An 18239-nucleotide genomic window follows, 5' to 3' on the forward strand; every position below is an offset into this window, starting at 1 on the left:
TTTAATTTGCGATATTCAGATATCTCGGAAGGGATATCTGATGCCTCTGTTCATTCGTGATGATGATGTCGACGCCCTTGCGGCGAAGCTGCAGGTGGCCACAAAGTCTAGGACCAAGACCGAGGCTGTGCGGCTCGCGCTCGAGCATGAGCTGCAGCGCGTCCGTGAGAAACAGCCGGCAAGCGAGCGCGCGGCAGCGAGCATTGCCATATCCAGGACAATGGGGCCGGGTGGCGGCTCCTTCGACATGAAAACCTTCACCGACGACATGTGGGGCGACATCTGATGTATATCGATGCCTCCGCGATCGTGGCCATCCTGGGAGAAGAAAATGACGCCGGGGATCTGCTGGCGCGGCTTGATAGCTCCTCGTCCCAGTTACTCGTGTCGCCGCCGACCGTCTATGAGGCGGTGATCAGCCTCGCCCGGAAGAAGGCGGACGAGAATGGCATGAAGGGTAAGCCAGTGCCTGTGCACTTCATCGAAACCTCACAGTCGGCTGTCGCAAAGTTCTTGGAGGATTTCGGCATCAAGGAGATCATGGTTTCAGCCGATATCGGCCAAAAGGCTGTGGATGCCGCCAAATGCTACGGGAAGGTGGTCGGCCACAAGGCGGACCTGAATTTCGGCGACTGCTTCGCCTATGCCGGCGCCAAGGCCTATCACCTGCCCCTGCTCTACAAGGGCAATGATTTCGCCGAAACGGATCTGGCGTAGCGCCGCGGCTTCCGTGGAAGATGAATTCGGCCCTCATCGCGATTTTGGCCTTTGCAGGTTTTTCAGCAGCGCTTCCGACACGCGGAGGCTTGGCGCGGTGCCAACCGAACGTTCAGATCGAGGTCCGCCGGCATTCCCCGCGGTCCTCTGCGCATCGAGTTTCGCCCGCAGCAGCGCCATGACCGTCGGCCAGGTCGAGAATTTACCGTCCCTCGCCCTGTCGGTCAGGCTGCGGAGATACCCTCCGGCGCTGTTGATCTGATCCGCCCGCTGGTAGATCGCGGCCAGCGTGATCGCCGCATGCTGTTCACCCATGGCCTCACGTGCTTCGCGCCAGGCGCTGGGACTGATCCCCAGTAGCGGCCGAGCAATCTCCGCCGCCGCCAGGAAGTCACGCCAGTGGCGGATTTCGCCGCCTCGTACCAATTCCAGCAGATTCGGACAGGCATCGAGCACGATTCCCAAGGGCAGCTCACGTTTCGGCAAGCTCCGAACGTTGTCGGTTTCCTCGACGGTGCAGCTCGCTTCAACCTGTTTTGGAAGGCTATATTCAGATTCAAAATTAGGATCTGGATTTGAATTCTGTATGTGACGACCAGAATGGGACTCATTGGCGTCCGGATTCTGTGATTTCGTGAATGTTTCCAGCTCCGCGCGTATGTCCGCATAGAGCGCATGCAAATCCATGCAGACGTCATCTAGAAGCTGCCTGGGCGCCGATCGTGGTAGCCGACCGATAATCGTCTGGTAGTTTTGCTGAACCCTGCCCCAGTTGCCTGGCACCCCCTCCTCAATGCCGGCCTCAATCAGCTTGACGATGTCCCGGCGCAGCAGCGTGAGGCGTTCCTTTGCAACACGGAACGCCTTCTTCTCGGCCCCAACAGCCTCCGCTAGGTCCTTGAACTCCTCAGCCCGAGCCACGATCGGCGAGAGGTCGAAGCCATAGGCCTGCTCGATCTCCCCGCTCCGGCCCTTCCGGGCGAAGCGCTTGCCGTTCGGGCTGTCGCGCCGGACGACTAAACCGCAGTCGACCAGCACAGCGATGTGACGCCGCAGCGTCGTCGCCGGCATGCCGTTGGCCCGCGCCATGAGCTGCACGTTTGAGGGCCAAACCACGATCTCGGCATCCCCCGTGAGCGCCGTCTCCGGATGAAAGGTCAGGAGCGCGTTGAGAATCGTGAGCGATCGATCCGTCGCGCCTAGAAGTTCCCTCGCCTCCCGGATGTTCTGGAAGACCTGCCACTTGTGCACGATCGCTTCGGGCTTCGCAGTCCGTGCAGCCATCTGATTTGAGATTTGGCCGAGCGTCATCGGCCGCCGCCCGAAGGGCGTCGTTGTAATGTGCGTCTCCATTTTTCTTCACCTATCGCTAGGCAAAAGAAATCTGCTCGCCGAAACAGCGCTTATTCCCTCGCGGGACTCTTGACTGCGATTCGGGGAAGTGCGATTCTCAACACTGCTAGGTAGACGAGAAGGGCTTCCGGAATTCGTTTCGGGGGCCTTTTTCTTTTGCGGTTACGTCCTTTCCTTCGTTGCACACAGTGGCAGGGCGACTTTCTTGTCGCCTGCAAGGCCAAAACCTTGGCAGCTGCCAAGGTTTTGGCCCCGGCCTCATTCACCGGGCTTGCCCGATGAACCGTTCGACGAGCTCTGGCAACTCCTGACGAAGAAAGGTCGCAAACGCCGCTCCTTGCTCATTTTGCACCTGAATCCTCACGCCGGAGCGCCCGAAAGTGGCCTTGCCAATCACCGGACCGTTCGTCGCTTGGAGTGAGATCTCGTCGGTTGCCTTCCCATCATCCACCTTGCTTGAAGCCGCGGCGAGAGCGCTCTGAAAGCGTTCGTCGGACGACGAAACCTTGGCAGTTGCCAAGGTTTCTCTTATCCGATCCCCCGCTGCGGCATCGCTCTTGACCAACGACGCCAGCAAGGTCCATCGCGGTCGACCCGTCTTCGGAGCCCGGCCGATCGACCGGATCACGTCGTCCGGAACGACCTGAACGACCGTTCGAAACTTCGTCATTTCCGCATCATCAGCTTTGACCGCAGCCTTGATGTCCCGCGGCCTGAGCCCTTGCGCATCCATCTGAGCGGCAAATAACGCGCGCTCAATCCAGCTGAGGTCTTGGCGCTCCGAATTCTCAATGCCCTGGACCAATGCCAATTCGTGATCACTCAGGTCGGCCACCAGTGCGCGGATCGGCATCCCAAGCTCGCGGGCCGCCCGCAGACGCCGGCGTCCGTAAACGACCTGGTAGCGACCGGGATTCGACGGATGATTACGGACAAGGATTGGAACTTTCTGTCCTTGCTCGCTAAAGGACGTCTTGAAAGCTCTGAAATCCGCCTCGCCGTCGTCGGGCAAACGGTCGATAAACGGGGAGGGGTCAATTGTGTCCGGCGCCAGCTTTTGGTCGCCGCCCTTCGCAACAAGCGCCTGTAGGCGATCGCGCTCCTCGCGCATCTCCTGGAGCGTGCGCTGGGTCGCGCCGATGATACCCGCACCAACCCTGCCGAGCGGACGTGGTGGCTCGCCATGTCCGGATGCGGGCGGCGAATCTCGTTCTTCGGCCGCGTTCGCGGACAACGCGCCGAAGCTAGCGATGATCGACTTGCCTCCCGGCTTCTTAGTCATGACCGTCCCCAACTTTGCTTGATCAGATCGAGAATCCTATCGTTCACAGCGTCCATGGAATCTTTGGCGCGCCGGAACGTATCGCGCCCGATATTGCCAGACTCGAGTTCGTACAGCGTTCGCTTGGCGAGCCCTGCGCTCTCAACTGCAGTGCTTTCAACCGCGGTTGGCGCTAGGACATCATCGGCAAACAGATGCCGCAACAATGAGACGACCTGCGCCTGCGCCTGGTCGTTCGGATCGTGGCGGGTGATGAGGTAGTGCAGAAAGTCCTGCTGAAGCCGTCCGCCGGCGTCGCGAATAGTCCCGATGAGGCCTTCCATCATCAACAGGAACTGGCTCATCGACATGACGTCGAGCATGGCTGGATGAACGGTAACGATCATGCCAGTCGAGGCGTAGATGGCGCCGAGTGTGAGGAAGCCTAGGGATGGCGGCGTATCAAGCACGACGACGTCGTAGGCGTCTTCCACCTCCGCGATCGCCAGACGCAGCCGCTCGAAGAAGATTTCATCCTTTGGTGCTGACCTCGTTGCGAGCACACGCGGTGTTTCGTGCTCGTATTCCATGACTTCGATATTGCCCGGAACAAGATCAATGCCGGGGAAGTAGGTCTTGCGCACGATATCGGCCATCGGCCGGCGCTCCGGCCCATAGCGTAGCGTAGCGTAAATCGTCTCATTCTCGCCGACGTCAACCTCCGGCTGCGCACCGAACATTGCCGAAAGCGAAGCTTGCGGATCGAGATCAATCGCCAGAACGCGGTAGCCATTCAGCGCTAGGTAGTGGGCGAGGTGCGCAGCCGTCGTCGTCTTCGCACTGCCGCCTTTGAAGTTGACGACGCCGATAATCTGCAGGTGGTCGCCATCACGCCGATGGGGGAGAAAGCGGAGCGCTTCTAACGGTCTCTGCTCCGCAAGCAGACGCCTGAGTTCGTTGACCTGGTCGAGCGTGTAAACGCGATAATTGTTGTCGAGGCGTGTGGGCAGCGGCCCCTTGCCCTCCGACGACAGGGTGCGTAGCAACGCACGCAGCGTCGCTTCGGAGAGCGAGATCAGCTTCGAGACTTCATGCGTCATGAACCGCCGGAGGGTCTTTTGCGCCTCGGGCGGGTACATTTTCTCGCGAATCGACTGAAGCTGACCCGACAGCAACGCGGCGTGCCGTATGATCTTGTCTTCGGGTGCTTCAGGACTCGCAGCAATCGCACTTTGCCTTCGCATTCGAACTTGAACCCTCTTTTCGGGTTATAGCCCGCAAATCGCCATCAACCCGATTTGAGGATGGACATGATTTTGCGATTCCGTCCAGCCAATTAAAGTTAACGAGGCGTTAACCCTCGTGCCAGAGTTGCGCCTCTCAGCTGGGCTAGTCTCCTGAATCATCAAACGAATTCAATGCCATGCCGGCGCGCGGCCGTTTATAAACTCCAGCCGAGACACTCATACTTTTATTAGGGTTCAAAGCCCAAATTTCCGCGTTGCGAGACCGTTTTCGGGGCCATTTTGCCCCGACTCACCCCCGCAGGCGCGAATCGCACTCATAATTTTATTAGTCGCGCCGCCCTGACGATGATGGCCTTTAGGCCTCCGAACTCGAGAGATTCGGAGCAATACGCATGCGGGCAATCGCCGTCCCACCCAAAACATACAGTAACTCGGCCGTCCTGCTCGATTCGATGCATAGATTTCGCGCCCGCGCCTTCCGCGAGCGTATGAACTGGGAGGTCGAGGTTCGGGACGGCCGAGAAGCCGACCAGTTCGACAATTGCCGGCCGACCTACATCCTGACTTTATCCGATCGGAGCGAGGTCACGGGCTGCGCCCGATTGCTGCCGGCGACCGGACCGAACGTGCTGTCGGTGCCCCTTCCTGAACTCATAGCGTCGGGACTGTTCAAGCCCCACGCCGCTATGATCGAGAGCTCGCGCTTCTGCGTCGATACGTCGATCGAGGCGGGGAGGGGCAGGGCAGGGCAGGCGCTCCATGACGCCACCTGGACGATGTTCGCCGCGATCATCGAATGGTCGATGGCGAACGGCTATTCCGAGCTCGTCACCGTGACCGATGTCCGCATCGAACAGATCCTGCGCCGCGCGGGATGGCCCATGGCGCGGATCGGAGAACCCAAGCCGATCGGCAATACGGCGGCGACGGCGGCCCGCTGCCCACCGGCCAGGCGAGCTTCGAACGTGTGCGGCCGGAAGGTTACGCCTTTTCGATCTACCCGCTCCGGCATGCGGCTTGAGGGGAGTCCGTCGCGATGACGCAACTGCGTTCCCATCCGCGCCTGATCCGCAAGCTGCAGGAAGCCCTCGGCGACCAGCTCTGCGTCGCCCTCGATGATGCTTCGGTGGTGGAGATCATGCTCAACCCGGACGGCCGACTGTTCATCGAACGGCTCGGCCACGGCATGGCTGCCGCCGGGGAGATGACCGCGGCCGCCGCGGAGATCGTCATCGGCAGCGTGGCGCATGCGCTCAATTCCGAAGCCGACGACGAGCAGCCGATCATCTCCGGCGAATTGCCGATTGGCGGCCACAGGTTCGAGGGGTTGCTGCCCCCGATCGTCAAGGCGCCGACCTTCACGATCCGCCGGCGCGCCTCGCGGCTGATACCGCTCGACGACTATGTGAAGAGCCGGGTGATGACGGAGCGCCAGGCCGACATCATTCGTAACGCCGTCGCCTCGCGCCTCAACATCGTCATTTCTGGCGGCACCGGCTCCGGCAAGACGACGCTGGCGAACGCCGTCATCGCGGAGATCGCCAAAACCGCACCGGAGGATCGCATCCTGATCCTGGAGGACACCGCCGAGATCCAGTGTCCGGCCGACAACATCGTCGCGCTGCACACCAGCGACACCGTCGACATGGCCCGGCTCCTCAAGAGCACCATGCGGCTCCGGCCCGACCGCATCATCGTCGGCGAGGTTCGCGACGGCGCCGCGCTTACTCTGTTGAAGGCCTGGAACACGGGGCATCCCGGTGGCGTCGCCACGGTCCACGCCAACACCGCCGAGTCGGCCCTGCGCCGACTCGAGCAGCTCACTGCCGAAGCGAGCCAGCAGCCGATGCGTGAAGTGATCGGCGAAGCTGTCGACCTCATCGTCTCGATCGAGCGGACCACGAGCGGCCGCGTCCTGCGCGACATCCTCCACGTCGAGGGCTTCGTCAACGACCGCTACCAGACCGAATCCTATGTCCCAAAGGCGCAAGCCGATGTCGTCTGAACGCCTTGCCGCCCACATCCTATTGGGGCTCGCGCTCGGCCTCCTGATCGCTCATCCGGCGCTTGCCTCCTCGGGCGGCAGCCTGCCGTGGGAAAGTCCGCTCGAGCAGATCCAGAAATCCATCACCGGCCCGGTCGCCGGCTTCATCGCGCTCGCGGCCGTGGCGGTCGCCGGCGGCATGCTGATCTTCGGCGGCGAGCTCAACGATTTCGCGCGGCGGCTGATTTACATTGTGCTTGTCGCCGGCATCCTGCTCGGTGCTACGCAGATCGTCGCCCTGTTCGGCTCGACCGGCGCCTCGATCGGCACGGTTGCGACCGCCACAACGGCCGCCCCCGTCTCGCCCGGCAGCCGGGCAGGGGAGGCGGCACATGGCTGAAGCCGGCTCCGCTCTCGCCCGCTCGCGCATTCACCGCGCCCTTTCGCGCCCCAACCTGCTGATGGGCGCCGACCGCGAACTCGTGCTGCTGACGGGGTTTGCGGCCGTCATCCTGATTTTCGTGGTGCTCACCTGGTACGCGGCGCTGTTCGGCATCGCGATCTGGACCTTCACCGTCGGTCTGCTGCGGATGATGGCGAAGGCCGATCCGGCGATGCGGCGCGTCTACATGCGTCATGTCGGCTACCGCCAGCTCTATCGCCCGACCTCATCGCCCTGGCGGCGCTTCTGAGGATCGAGCATGGTTGCGCTGCATTCCTTCCGCCATTCCGGTCCGTCCTTCGCCGATCTCGTGCCTTACGCGGGACTGGTCGACGACGGCATCGTCCTGCTTAAGGACGGATCGTTGATGGCCGGCTGGTATTTCGCCGGGCCGGACTCGGAGAGCTCGACCGACGCCGAGCGCAACGACGTCTCCCGCCAGATCAACGCCATCCTGGCCCGCCTCGGCTCGGGCTGGATGATCCAGGTCGAGGCGCTGCGCATTCCGACCACGGACTATCCCGCCCGCAAGGACGGCCATTTTCCCGACGCGGTCACGCGCGAGATCGACGAGGAGCGGCGCGCGCATTTCGAACGGGAGAGCGGACATTACGAAAGCCGCCACGCCCTGATCCTGAGCTGGCGGCCGCCGGAGCGGCGTAAGTCGGGGCTCGCCAAATACGTCTATTCCGACAAGGACAGCCGCTCGGCGAGTTTTGCCGACACGGCGCTCGGCAATTTCAGGGCCTCGGTCCGCGAGATCGAGCAATATCTGTCGAACCTGCTCTCGATCCAGCGCATGCGGACCCGCACAGTCGAGGAGCGCGGTGGGTCCCGCAGCGCACGCTATGACGAACTCTTTCAGTTCGTGCGCTTCTGCATCACCGGCGAAAACCATCCGGTTCGGCTGCCCGAGGTCCCGATGTACCTCGACTGGCTCGTCACCGCCGAATATCAGCACGGGCTGACGCCGACGGTCGACGGCCGCTATGTCGGCGTGGTGGCGATCGACGGCCTGCCGGCCGAGAGCTGGCCCGGCATCCTGAACATCCTCGACCTGATGCCGCTGACCTACCGCTGGTCATCGCGCTTCATGTTCCTCGACGAGATCGAAGCGCGCGAACGGCTCGAGCGCACCCGGAAGAAATGGCAGCAGAAGGTCCGGCCCTTCTTCGACCAGCTGTTCCAGACCCAGTCGCGTTCGGTCGACCAGGACGCCATGGCCATGGTCGCCGAGACGCAGGACGCAATCGCGGAAGCCGCCTCGCAGCTCGTCGCTTACGGCTACTACACGCCCGTCATCGTGCTGCAGGATCACGATGCCGAACGGCTACGCGAGAAGTGCGAGGGCATTCGCCGGGTCGTCCAGGCCGAGGGTTTTGGCGCCCGCATCGAGACGCTGAACGCCACGGAGGCCTTTCTCGGCTCGTTGCCCGGCAACTGGTATGCGAACGTCCGCGAGCCACTGATCCACACCCGCAACCTCGCCGACCTCCTGCCGCTCAATTCTGTCTGGTCGGGAAGCCCGGTCGCGCCATGCCCGTTCTATCCGGAAAGTTCACCGCCGCTGATGCAGGTCGCATCCGGCTCGACGCCGTTCCGGCTGAACCTTCACACCGACGACGTCGGTCACAGCCTGATCTTCGGTCCGACCGGCTCGGGCAAATCGACCCTGCTGGCGCTGATCGCCGCGCAATTCCGCCGCTACAGGGACGCGCAGATCTTCGCCTTCGACAAGGGCCGGTCGTTGATGCCGCTGACGCTCGCGGCCGGCGGCGATCACTATGAGATCGGCGGCGGGGCCGGGGAGGGGATACAGTTCGCCTTCTGCCCGCTCGCCGAACTTGCGACCGACGCCGACCGCGCCTGGGCGTCGGAATGGATCGAGACACTCGTGGTGCTGCAGGGCGTCAGCGTCACGCCGGATCATCGCAATGCCATCTCGCGCCAGGTCGCCCTCATGGCGGCGGCACCGGGACGGTCGCTCGCCGATTTCGTGTCGGGCGTGCAGATGCGCGAGATCAAGGACGCGTTGCACCACTACACGGTCGACGGCCCGATGGGGCACCTGCTCGACGCCGAGCGCGATGGGCTGACCCTCGGCGGCTTCCAGACTTTCGAGATCGAGGAGCTGATGAACATGGGCGAGCGCAGCCTCGTGCCCGTGCTCACCTATCTGTTCCGGAGGATCGAGAAGCGCCTGATCGGCGCACCCAGCCTTATTCTGCTCGACGAGGCCTGGCTGATGCTGGGTCATCCCGTCTTCCGCGACAAGATCCGCGAATGGCTGAAGGTGCTGCGCAAGGCCAATTGCGCCGTCGTGCTCGCCACCCAGTCGATCTCGGACGCCGAGCGTTCCGGCATTATCGACGTGCTGAAGGAATCCTGCCCGACGAAGATCTGCCTGCCGAACGGAGCGGCGCGCGAACCAGGAACGCGCGAGTTCTATGAACGCCTCGGCTTCAACGAGCGCCAGGTCGAGATCGTCTCGAACGCGATCCCGAAGCGCGAATATTACGTCACCTCTCCCGCCGGCCGGCGTCTGTTCGAGATGGCGCTGGGTCCGGTCGCGCTCGCCTTCGTCGGCGCGTCCGGACGGGACGATCTCAAACGCATCACGGAACTCAAGACAGCGCACGGCCGCACCTGGCCGGCAAACTGGCTCCAGACCAGGGGGATCGCTCATGCCGATACGCTACTCGCCCATGACTAGATTGGAATTTTTGCGCGGCGCGGCGGTCGCGGCCATGGCGCTGCCGTTCATGGCGAGATCCGCCGTCGCCGGCGGCGGCGCCCTCAGTGGCGGCGCGACCGAGTGGACGCAGATGCTCAACAACAGCGAACTCGTCTCGCTGGTCGGCAAATCGGCCGAGCAGGTGAACAATCAGATCAGGCAGATCACGCAGCTCGCCGAGCAGATTCAGAACCAGTTGAAGATCTATAGCAACATGCTGCAGAACACCGCGCAGTTGCCGAACCACGTCTGGGGACAGGTCCAGAACGATCTTAACCAGCTCAGGAACGTCGTCAGCCAGGGGCAGGGCATCGCCTTCTCGATGGGCAATATCGACGATGTGTTGAAGCAACGCTTCCAGAGCTACGCCGACTTCAAGACCAGTCTGCCGAACAACGCCAGCTTCTCGCAGACCTATCAGAACTGGTCCTCGACCAACCGCGACACGATCGGCGGCACGCTGCGCGCCGCCAGCCTCACCGCCGATCAATTCTCGAGCGAGGAGGCGACCATGTCGCAGCTCCGCACGATGTCGGAAGGCGCCGACGGTCAGATGAAGGCGCTGCAGGTCGGCCACCAGATCGCGACACAGCAGGTCGCCCAGATGCAGAAGCTGCGCGGGCTAGTCTCGCAACAGATGACGATGATGGCGACCTGGTATCAGTCGGAGCAGGCCGAGAAGGATCTCTCCCAGGCGCGCCGGCAGGAGTTCTTCAAATCGACGGCGCCGTCGATGTCGGGCGGGCAGGAGATGCGTCCGAGATGGTGACGGCCTCCTTTCTCACCCGTCCTTCGACGGTGCTTGCCATTGTTGTCACAGCGGCCGTCTTTCTTCACACCGTCGGTCCGGCAATCGCCGCCGCGGATGGGGGCGTGCTGACGACGGTCGAGAACCAGGTGGTCACGGCCGCGAAGGGGTGGGAATCGACCGTCACAAACGCCGCAAAATCGCTGTTCTGGATCCTCGCCGGCATCGAGGTCGGCATCGCCGCGGTCTGGCTCGCCATCCAGGCCGCGACGATCGAAGCCTGGTTCGCCGAGCTCGTGCGCCGGATCATGTTCATCGGCTTCTTCGCCTTCGTCCTGGCGGAGGGGCCGAGTTTCGCCAAAGCCGTGGTCGACAGCCTGTTCCAGATCGGCGGCGGCAGCGGCTCGGCTTCACCGGCGAACGTCTTCAATGCCGGCCTGACGGTCGCCTCCGCCATGTCGCAGAAGATTTCCTTCGGCGTGTTTCAGGACAACGCACTGGCGCTCTCGGCCTCGCTCGCCATGATCGTCAGCGTCATCGCCTTTTCGCTCGTCGCGGCGATCTTCCTTGCCGTGCTCGTCGAGATGTATGTCGGCCTTCTCGCCGGCATGATCATGCTCGGCCTCGGCGGATCGTCCTTCACCAAGGACTTTGCGATCCGCTACCTCGTCTACGCCTTCTCGGTCGGCATGAAGCTCATGTCGCTCGTCATGATCGCCAAGATCGGTTCCGACGTACTGATCGGCCTCGCCCAGGATACGTCGGTCGGCGACCAGTACCAGACCGCGCTCGCCATCGCCGGCATCGCGGTCGTCGTCTTCATCCTCGCGATGTACGTGCCGTCCATCGTCCAGGGCGTGGTTCAAGGCGCCTCGGTCAGCAGCGGCATGGAAGTGATCCGGCACGGCGCGCAGGCTGCGAGTTTCGCGGCCGGAGGCGCTGCCCTCGCGATGGGCGGGGCCAACGCCGGCGCAGCGGCCTTCTCGGCGGCGCGCGCGAGCGGCTCATCGGTCGGCGGCGCCGCCCTTGCCGGGCTGCGTGGCGCGGCCTCGGCCGGAGGCGCGCTCGCCTCGGCCGCCCACGACAAGGCGATCGGTGCGCCCGGCGCCTATGCCGGATCTCTGCTCGGGCTCGCCAACGCCAAGCTTGAGAAGAGCGGCGGCGGATCGCCGCCCCCTCCGCCCCAAAAACACGAGAAATGACGGAAGAAACGCGTTTTGGCCTCCCCCAACAGTCCCGAAAATCCCTATATCGCCGCACGGCAGGAATGGACCGAGCGCTACGGCTCCTATGTGAAGGCCGCCAGCGCCTGGCGCATTGTCGGCATCGCGAGCCTCGGCCTCGCGCTCATGAGTACGGCCTATGCGCTCTACCAGAGCACGAAGGTCAAGCTCGTTCCCTACATCGTCGAGGTCGACAAGCTCGGTTCGTCCGTAAGTGCGGGCTTTCCGGCCCAGATCGAATACGCCGACCCGCGCGTGGTGCGCGCCACGCTCGCCGGCTTCATCACCAACTTCCGATCGGTGACGCCGGACACGGTGGTGCAGAAGCAATATATCGACCGCGTCTACGCCATGCTGCGCACGACGGACCCCGCGACCGAAAAGGTCAACGCCTGGTTCCGCTCGAGCTCTCCCTTCGACAAGGCCAAGACCGCGACGGTCGCGATCGAGGTCAACAATGTCGTGCCACTGTCGCCGCAGTCCTTCCAGATCGACTGGACCGAGTATGAGCGCGACCGCAAGGGCAAGGAAGTGGCGACCCGGCGCTTCCGGGGCGTGGCCAGCGTCGTGCTGATCCCGCCGCAGGATGAGGCGGTGATCCGGCTCAACCCGATCGGTCTCTACCTCAAGGATTTTGACTGGACCGCTCAGATCTGAAAGGCGCGCCCTTACCTATGACTGCAACAAGACCAACATTCCGGGCGGCCCTTCTGATCGCGACCGCCCTCGTTTCCATCACCGGCCTCCACAGCGCCGATGCCCAGAGCCTCAACCGGAAGGAAGCGAAGGGGATGGATATCTCCGGCCAATGGCGCGGCCGAACCGGGCTCGTGACGCGCGGCGCCGATGGCAAGGTGATCTTCCTCTTTGGCGAAGTGCAGCCATCTGTTGTCTGCTCACCGCTGCAGGTCTGCGACCTCGAGCTGGAGGGCGGGGAGGTCGTGCGCGACGTGCTCGTCGGCGACACCGTGCGCTGGAAGGTCGAGCCCGCGACCTCCGGCGCGACGGGCGGCCAGGCGATCCACCTCATCGTCAAGCCGACCGAGCCAGGCCTCGTCACCTCCATGGTGGTGACGACGTCGCGACGGACCTATCACATCCAGCTCAAGTCCCACGCCACGCAGTACATGGCGCGGGTCGGCTTCGACTATCCCGAGGACGTGTCCTCGCGCCTGGCGGATGTGAACGCCCGGATCGAGACGGGCGGCGCCGGCGTGCCGGCAGAGCAATTGAACTTCAGCTATTCGGTCTCGGGCAGCGCGGGCTGGCGGCCGACTCAAGTCTATAGCGACGGCACCAAGACGTACATCCAGTTCCCGGAGTCGGTCGCCTCGCGCGACGCGCCGGTCCTGTTCGTAGTCTCGGGCGGGCAGAACCGCATCGTCAATTATCGGATGAAGAGCAACATGATGATCGTCGACTATGCGGTCGACAGGGCCATCCTTGTCTCCGGCGTCGGCTGGAGCCAGGAAAAAATCACGATCCAGAGGCGAGGGTGACGGCATGATCCGCCCTTTCTTCTCCACCTTTCGCCCGGCACGCGCGGCCGCCTTCTTCCTCACGGCCGCCCTTCTTTCCGGATGCGCGACTTTCGGAACCGGCGGACTCGTTGCCAGCACCGCCCCAGCCGAACTCTTGGCCCCCGCTGCTTCGGCCGTCGCCGGTGATCTCGTTCCACGCCTTGCCGAACAAATCGGCCAGGGAAAGGCGACGATTGTCCTAAAGCCCGACGGCTCCGCCTTCGGTTCGGCCCTTGAGACTTCGCTGCGGGGCTGGGGTTACGCGGTCACGACCGATCAGGACACCAAGGATCCTAAAGCCATCCGGCTCGCCTATGTGCTCGCCTCCATGGACGGACAGATGCTCGCCCGCCTCTCGACCGGATCGATCGAGATCGGTCGCGTCTATTCCACGACCGCGACCAGCGCGCTGCCGGCAAGCCCGGTCTCGGTGATGAAGCGCAGCTGAGGGGAGGGGAGGCATGACCCAATCTCTGCAGCTCGGCGGCGGCTCCGGCGGGACGGGCGCGCCGAAGGACATTCGCCGTCTCAACCGCCTGCCGATCATCGCCGCGGCCGTGCTCGGCATCGTGTTCCTCGCGGTGATCTTCTACGGACTGACCTCGCGGGGACTTGTATTCCGCTCAACGTCCGACACGGGTTCGATCGGCGGCGCGCCCGCCACGACCTTCGCCGATCAGATGAAGCGCGGCGTTGCCGACGGCCTCATCGGCGACGGCCAACAGCCTCCGCCCGCGGCGCCGACGCCCGAGCCGAAACCTGCCCCGCAAAATCCCTTCGTCCCGCAACAGCCTGCCGTCGCCGAGCCGAGGGGCGGCGCACTCGAATCCGAAGAAGCCTGGCGGGCGCGTCTGGCCCGCGAAGGACAGGAACAGCTCCTCCGGGAGCGGCAGCGCCAGAGAATGGCGCGTCTGCAGGCGAGCAACATCGCGCTGGATTCGCCGCTCGCCATCGACACGCAGAAGATTAAGGCTGCGTCGGCGGCCACGTCGCCGGCGAAACCGGGTGCGATGACACCGGCCTCATCCTCGCCGACCGACCTCTACAGCCTGGCGCTTCTGACCGGGCTCAACGGCCAGAACCTCGATCCCAACGGGCAAGCGAAGAAGGAGACTTTTTTCAACTCCGACCTCGCCAAGCTCGGCTATCTGCCGAACCAGGTCGTTCCCCCGCGCTCCTACTATGAGCTGAAGCGCGGCTCCGTCATCCCGGCGACGCTGATCACCGGCATCAATTCCGATCTGCCGGGCCGCATCACCGCTCAGGTCAGCCAGAACGTCTTCGACAGCGCCACTGGCTACCGCCTGCTCATCCCGCAAGGCACGAAACTGATGGGCCGCTACGACAGCAAGATCTCCTTCGGCCAGAGCCGCGTCCTCGTCATCTGGACCGACATCATCTTCCCGAACGGTTCGACGCTCCAGATCGGCGGCATGGCCGGAACGGACGCGGAAGGCTATGGCGGCTTCACCGACCAGGTCGACAACCACTACTTCAAGACCTTCGGCTCCGCGATCCTGCTCGCGATCATCGGCACGGGCATGGATATGGCGGCCCCGCAAAGCTCGACGCTCGCGACGCAGCAGACCGCGTCGGACGCCGCAAGGCGGAATTTTGCGGAAACCTTCGGCCGCGTCGCCGAGCGCACCATCAACAAGAACCTCGACGTGCAGCCGACGCTGGAGATTCGCCCCGGTTATCAGTTCAACGTCCTTGTCGATCAGGACATCGTGTTCCCGGGCGCTTATCGGGGCTGATCACACGCAATGCGACTGAAGCCGCCATCGATCGCGATGCTCGATCCACCAGTTTCTGCAATCCGGCCTCTAAATTTTCGCATTTGTTGCGCCAATTATAAATAACAAGCTACGTCAAACTGCATGAGACGCGAGGAGAGTGGAACGACACCTATGCACCAACGTCATAACCACGAAAACAGGAGCTTCGCCGAGTTGGCGAGTCAACTTAATCTATCTGTCCACGATGTGTCATGAGGATCTCGCGGTGAACCGAACCGCGTAGCGCTTCACGTTGAACCCTCGCGACAATGTGCACAAGAAGCGGCGCAGCGAAAATCGTTGTGTGGCGTGGAAGATCGCCAGCTTTTACCGTTCACAGTCGGCACCACCACCAGACATCAATCTCACCATCACTGCGTCCTGCGCCGAATCGAGCCGGGTGCTCGCCGCCAGAAAGAAGTCTTCAGAGAAATAATGGATACGAGGAGAATGGACCTAAAAACCTGGTTTCAGCGACTGACGGACGTCACTTCTGCCGCGAGAACGCAGGAAGTTCTGAGGGACGCGCTGCCGGATCTCGTGGAGGAATTGGGCTTTGACTGCTACGCCTATCTCTACATCCAGCCATCCAGAACTTATGCCTACTCGAACTATTCGCCGGAGTGGCTGAAGCACTATTTCGACAGCGACTACACGACGATTGATCCGGTCGTAAAAACCGCCAGCACGACTTTGCGCCCATTCACCTGGTGCTCCGGAGGCTCCCGCCATTCGGAAACGAAGGAGGTTCGGCGTTTCTATTCCGAGGCCGGCGACTTCGGGATCAGATCGGGTATCAGCATCCCGATACGGACGGCCTGCCGGCACATGTCGATGCTGACGCTCGCATCGAGCAAACCGTCCTTGACCCTCGATAAGGATATCGATCAGATCGCCGCCGTCACGGCGGTCGCGTTCCTGCATGCCAAGCTTGAAGAGCACAATGCGAAGCCGACCGCGCAGCCAACTTTCGAGCTGACGGCCAAGCAGACCCTCTGCCTCAAATGGTCGGCTGAGGGAAAGCCGATGAAGTCGATCGCCACCCTCGAAAATATGTCGTTCGCGACCGTGAATTTTCATCTCAACAACGCCCGCAAGGTGCTCGATGCGGGAAGTCTCGCCCAAGCCACGGCACTCGCGACGAAGCTCGGCCTGATCTGACCGCATCCTGCGCCCCTGGATCTATAGGATGAAACGGCCCCCAGCGCTGTGAACGCAGTGGGACCATTTCGAGTGGGCGCCCGACTGAGGCTGGGGCCGAGAATCAGGTGCCTACAACACAAGATCAAACACGCAGATTTTCTGCGCTGCTCTTACCACGCCTTTGATCCACCTTGACCTCGTAAGAGACTTTCTGCCCCTCACGCAAGTCTGAGAGGCCAGCCCGCTCAACCGCGCTTATGTGCACAAAAACATCTTGACCGCCGTCATCCGGCTGAATGAAGCCAAACCCCTTGGTCGCGTTGAACCACTTCACAACACCTGTCGCCACCGTCCGTCTCCTACTTAAGCAATCGCGTTGACAGTAAATCAGCTTGGACCATTCCCGCAAGCCGACCGGTGTTGATCGCTCAGCTTGTCACCCGTCTGGTGCCATGCATCGAATGGGATGCCCCCGGGCGGTTCATCGTTCTCGGCGACATGGAATTGGACAACGTCTGATCGATCGCGGGCCATCGCGCCTACTGCCACTGCAAGCGTCACATTGCACTACTGAACGCTGACCGCTGGCCGGACGGGCTGTCCGACATCGAGCCGCGGTTTGCCGGTCAGGTCTGCGCCTGCTGCTTTCGAGCGTCCGAGTCGACAGCCGGCGGAACTCGCCGGTGGTACAGACCGGATAGATACCCGACAGTTTAGACCGGCATGATTGCCGACAGGTTTCTAGAAGCATCGGCGGGAGGGCCCGACGATGCCGTTCAGAGAGACCAGTCGGATGGAAGAGCGTATCCGGATGCTTATGGAGTACGAGAGCGGGAACTGGAGCGTGTCGGAGTTGTGCCGCCGTCACGGTATCTGCCGCGACACGTTTTACGCATGGCGCCAGCGGAAGCAGAGCGGCGATCCGGAGTGGTTCAGGGACCGTTCGCACGCGCCGCAGCAATGCCGACAAACGACCGATGCGGCGATTGCAGAGAAGGTGATCGCGGCTCGGCAGCGCTTTCCCTATCTGGGACCGCGCAAGCTGCTCGCCCTGCTTGACCGCCAGGCGCCGGAGATCGATTGGCCGGCGGCGTCGACGATTGGGAGCATTCTCAAGCGCGCGGGGCTGATCTCGCCGGTGAAGCGCCGCCGCCGTCCGCTCGACCAGCGGCGTCCCTGCACGCCGGTGCAGGAGCCGAACGACGAGTGGAGCGTGGACTTCAAGGGTTGGTTCCGCACCCGCGACCAGTGCCGGATTGATCCGTTGACGGTGGCTGACAGCCACAGTCGCTTCCTGATCGAACTGCAGATCGTCGCACCGACGACCGAGGGCGTCCGCCCCCGCTTCGAGAGGGCTTTCCGCGAGCATGGCCTGCCGCGGGCAATCCGCTGCGACAATGGTTCGCCGTTCGGCTCGCGCGGCGCCGGCGGTCTCACCACATTGTCGGTCTGGTGGCTGAAGCTCGGCATTACGCCGCACTTCATCCGTCCGGCCTCGCCGCAGGAGAACGGTCGCCATGAGCGCATGCATCGCACCTTGAAGGCGCAAACATCGAGCCCACCGGCAGATAATGCGTCCGAGCAACAGGCCCGCTTTGACGCCTTCCGAGAGCATTACAATAAGGAACGTCCTCACGAAGCGCTGGGCCAACGGCCGCCGGAGGACGCCTATCGAGCATCTCAACGCACCATGCCGGATCGCGAGCAAGACCCCTGGTATGACGCCGATCACCAGGCCCGCCGTGTTCGCGGCAATGGGGAGATTAAATGGAAAGGCAAGTTCGTCTTTATCGGTCAGGCGCTGGTGAACGAACTTGTCGGCATCGCCGAACTCGATACCGGTGACCACGTCGTCCGCTTCTGCGACCTCGACGTCGGTCTCATCGACCGCCGCGGCCTGTTCACCCGGTTCGCTCCGCCTCGTGAGGGGCTGCGCGAACCGGGCGAACAGACCGCTTAACCCAAACTGTCGGGGATCATGCCGGTCCAAAATGTCGGGAATCATGCCGGTTGAACACGGTAAGTGAGGGTCTACTTGACCCAAATCAATCTGCTTCAGAACTCCTATGGCCTTCTGCTTGGGGGGCGA

General features: G+C 62.8%; 19 protein-coding genes. 15 read left to right on the top strand and 4 right to left on the bottom strand.

Annotation, left to right across the window (positions count from 1 at the left end; translation table 11 throughout):
* Nucleotides 1-40: 40 nt before the first annotated feature.
* Together HAP48_RS49700 and HAP48_RS49705 are read left to right on the top strand one after the other, a co-directional pair.
* Entirely contained in the window at nucleotides 41-286 is a 246-nt protein-coding gene (locus HAP48_RS49700; protein ID WP_166218013.1) for a type II toxin-antitoxin system VapB family antitoxin, read from the top strand.
* The gene (locus HAP48_RS49705; protein WP_166218016.1) at nucleotides 286-717 is read left to right on the top strand and encodes a type II toxin-antitoxin system VapC family toxin; all 432 of its coding nucleotides are present in this window, start codon (nucleotides 286-288) and stop codon (nucleotides 715-717) included. The genes HAP48_RS49700 and HAP48_RS49705 overlap by 1 nt, the downstream gene beginning before the upstream one ends.
* Before the next feature lie 33 nt (nucleotides 718-750).
* On the opposite strand, the gene repC is transcribed toward HAP48_RS49705, so the two are convergent.
* The 3 genes from repC to repA all read right to left on the bottom strand — a co-directional run bounded on the left by repC (nucleotide 751) and on the right by repA (nucleotide 4575).
* Nucleotides 751-2070, bottom strand: a complete 1320-nt coding sequence (gene repC, locus HAP48_RS49710; protein ID WP_166218020.1) for a plasmid replication protein RepC — start codon at nucleotides 2068-2070, stop codon at nucleotides 751-753.
* A 262-nt stretch (nucleotides 2071-2332) separates the two neighbouring features.
* Complete coding sequence (gene repB, locus HAP48_RS49715; RefSeq protein WP_166218025.1) at nucleotides 2333-3352, bottom strand: plasmid partitioning protein RepB; 1020 nt, start codon at nucleotides 3350-3352, stop codon at nucleotides 2333-2335.
* Nucleotides 3349-4575, bottom strand: a complete 1227-nt coding sequence (repA, locus tag HAP48_RS49720) for a plasmid partitioning protein RepA (RefSeq protein ID WP_166218028.1) — start codon at nucleotides 4573-4575, stop codon at nucleotides 3349-3351. The genes repB and repA overlap by 4 nt, the downstream gene beginning before the upstream one ends.
* Before the next feature lie 395 nt (nucleotides 4576-4970).
* Between repA and traI the strand changes: the two genes are divergently transcribed.
* The 12 genes from traI to HAP48_RS49780 all read left to right on the top strand — a co-directional run bounded on the left by traI (nucleotide 4971) and on the right by HAP48_RS49780 (nucleotide 16168).
* Nucleotides 4971-5618, top strand: a complete 648-nt coding sequence (gene traI, locus HAP48_RS49725) for an acyl-homoserine-lactone synthase (RefSeq protein ID WP_312022737.1) — start codon at nucleotides 4971-4973, stop codon at nucleotides 5616-5618.
* Entirely contained in the window at nucleotides 5615-6583 is a 969-nt protein-coding gene (gene trbB / locus HAP48_RS49730) for a P-type conjugative transfer ATPase TrbB (RefSeq protein ID WP_166218031.1), read from the top strand. The genes traI and trbB overlap by 4 nt, the downstream gene beginning before the upstream one ends.
* A complete protein-coding gene (locus HAP48_RS49735) occupies nucleotides 6573-6962 on the top strand; it encodes a TrbC/VirB2 family protein (RefSeq protein WP_166218034.1) in 390 nt (129 codons plus the stop codon). The genes trbB and HAP48_RS49735 overlap by 11 nt, the downstream gene beginning before the upstream one ends.
* Nucleotides 6955-7254 carry a conjugal transfer protein TrbD gene (locus HAP48_RS49740; protein WP_166218037.1) on the top strand — a complete coding sequence of 100 codons (300 nt, stop codon included), beginning with the start codon at nucleotides 6955-6957 and terminating at the stop codon, nucleotides 7252-7254. The genes HAP48_RS49735 and HAP48_RS49740 overlap by 8 nt, the downstream gene beginning before the upstream one ends.
* 9 nt (nucleotides 7255-7263) lie before the next feature.
* Nucleotides 7264-9717, top strand: a complete 2454-nt coding sequence (locus HAP48_RS49745) for a conjugal transfer protein TrbE (protein ID WP_176399287.1) — start codon at nucleotides 7264-7266, stop codon at nucleotides 9715-9717.
* A complete protein-coding gene (trbJ, locus tag HAP48_RS49750) occupies nucleotides 9689-10507 on the top strand; it encodes a P-type conjugative transfer protein TrbJ (protein ID WP_166218040.1) in 819 nt (272 codons plus the stop codon). The genes HAP48_RS49745 and trbJ overlap by 29 nt, the downstream gene beginning before the upstream one ends.
* On the top strand, nucleotides 10501-11688 hold the full coding sequence (gene trbL / locus HAP48_RS49755; protein ID WP_166218043.1) for a P-type conjugative transfer protein TrbL: 1188 nt from the start codon (nucleotides 10501-10503) through the stop codon (nucleotides 11686-11688). The genes trbJ and trbL overlap by 7 nt, the downstream gene beginning before the upstream one ends.
* A 15-nt stretch (nucleotides 11689-11703) precedes the next feature.
* Entirely contained in the window at nucleotides 11704-12366 is a 663-nt protein-coding gene (gene trbF, locus HAP48_RS49760; RefSeq protein WP_166107241.1) for a conjugal transfer protein TrbF, read from the top strand.
* A gap of 17 nt (nucleotides 12367-12383) precedes the next feature.
* The gene (gene trbG, locus HAP48_RS49765) at nucleotides 12384-13208 is read left to right on the top strand and encodes a P-type conjugative transfer protein TrbG (protein WP_166218046.1); all 825 of its coding nucleotides are present in this window, start codon (nucleotides 12384-12386) and stop codon (nucleotides 13206-13208) included.
* Between the two features lie 4 nt (nucleotides 13209-13212).
* Nucleotides 13213-13677, top strand: a complete 465-nt coding sequence (gene trbH, locus HAP48_RS49770) for a conjugal transfer protein TrbH (RefSeq protein ID WP_166107236.1) — start codon at nucleotides 13213-13215, stop codon at nucleotides 13675-13677.
* Between the two features lie 13 nt (nucleotides 13678-13690).
* On the top strand, nucleotides 13691-14986 hold the full coding sequence (trbI, locus tag HAP48_RS49775; protein ID WP_166107234.1) for an IncP-type conjugal transfer protein TrbI: 1296 nt from the start codon (nucleotides 13691-13693) through the stop codon (nucleotides 14984-14986).
* 471 nt (nucleotides 14987-15457) lie between these two features.
* On the top strand, nucleotides 15458-16168 hold the full coding sequence (locus tag HAP48_RS49780; protein ID WP_166107311.1) for an autoinducer binding domain-containing protein: 711 nt from the start codon (nucleotides 15458-15460) through the stop codon (nucleotides 16166-16168).
* A gap of 124 nt (nucleotides 16169-16292) precedes the next feature.
* On the opposite strand, the gene HAP48_RS49785 is transcribed toward HAP48_RS49780, so the two are convergent.
* On the bottom strand, nucleotides 16293-16499 hold the full coding sequence (locus tag HAP48_RS49785) for a cold-shock protein (protein WP_166218049.1): 207 nt from the start codon (nucleotides 16497-16499) through the stop codon (nucleotides 16293-16295).
* Between the two features lie 444 nt (nucleotides 16500-16943).
* On the opposite strand from HAP48_RS49785, the gene HAP48_RS49790 reads away from it, so the two are divergent.
* The gene (locus HAP48_RS49790; protein WP_224496526.1) at nucleotides 16944-18110 is read left to right on the top strand and encodes an integrase core domain-containing protein; all 1167 of its coding nucleotides are present in this window, start codon (nucleotides 16944-16946) and stop codon (nucleotides 18108-18110) included.
* Nucleotides 18111-18239: the final 129 nt, after the last annotated feature.

Source organism: Bradyrhizobium septentrionale (assembly GCF_011516645.4).
Classification (GTDB): Bacteria; Pseudomonadota; Alphaproteobacteria; order Rhizobiales; family Xanthobacteraceae; genus Bradyrhizobium; species Bradyrhizobium septentrionale.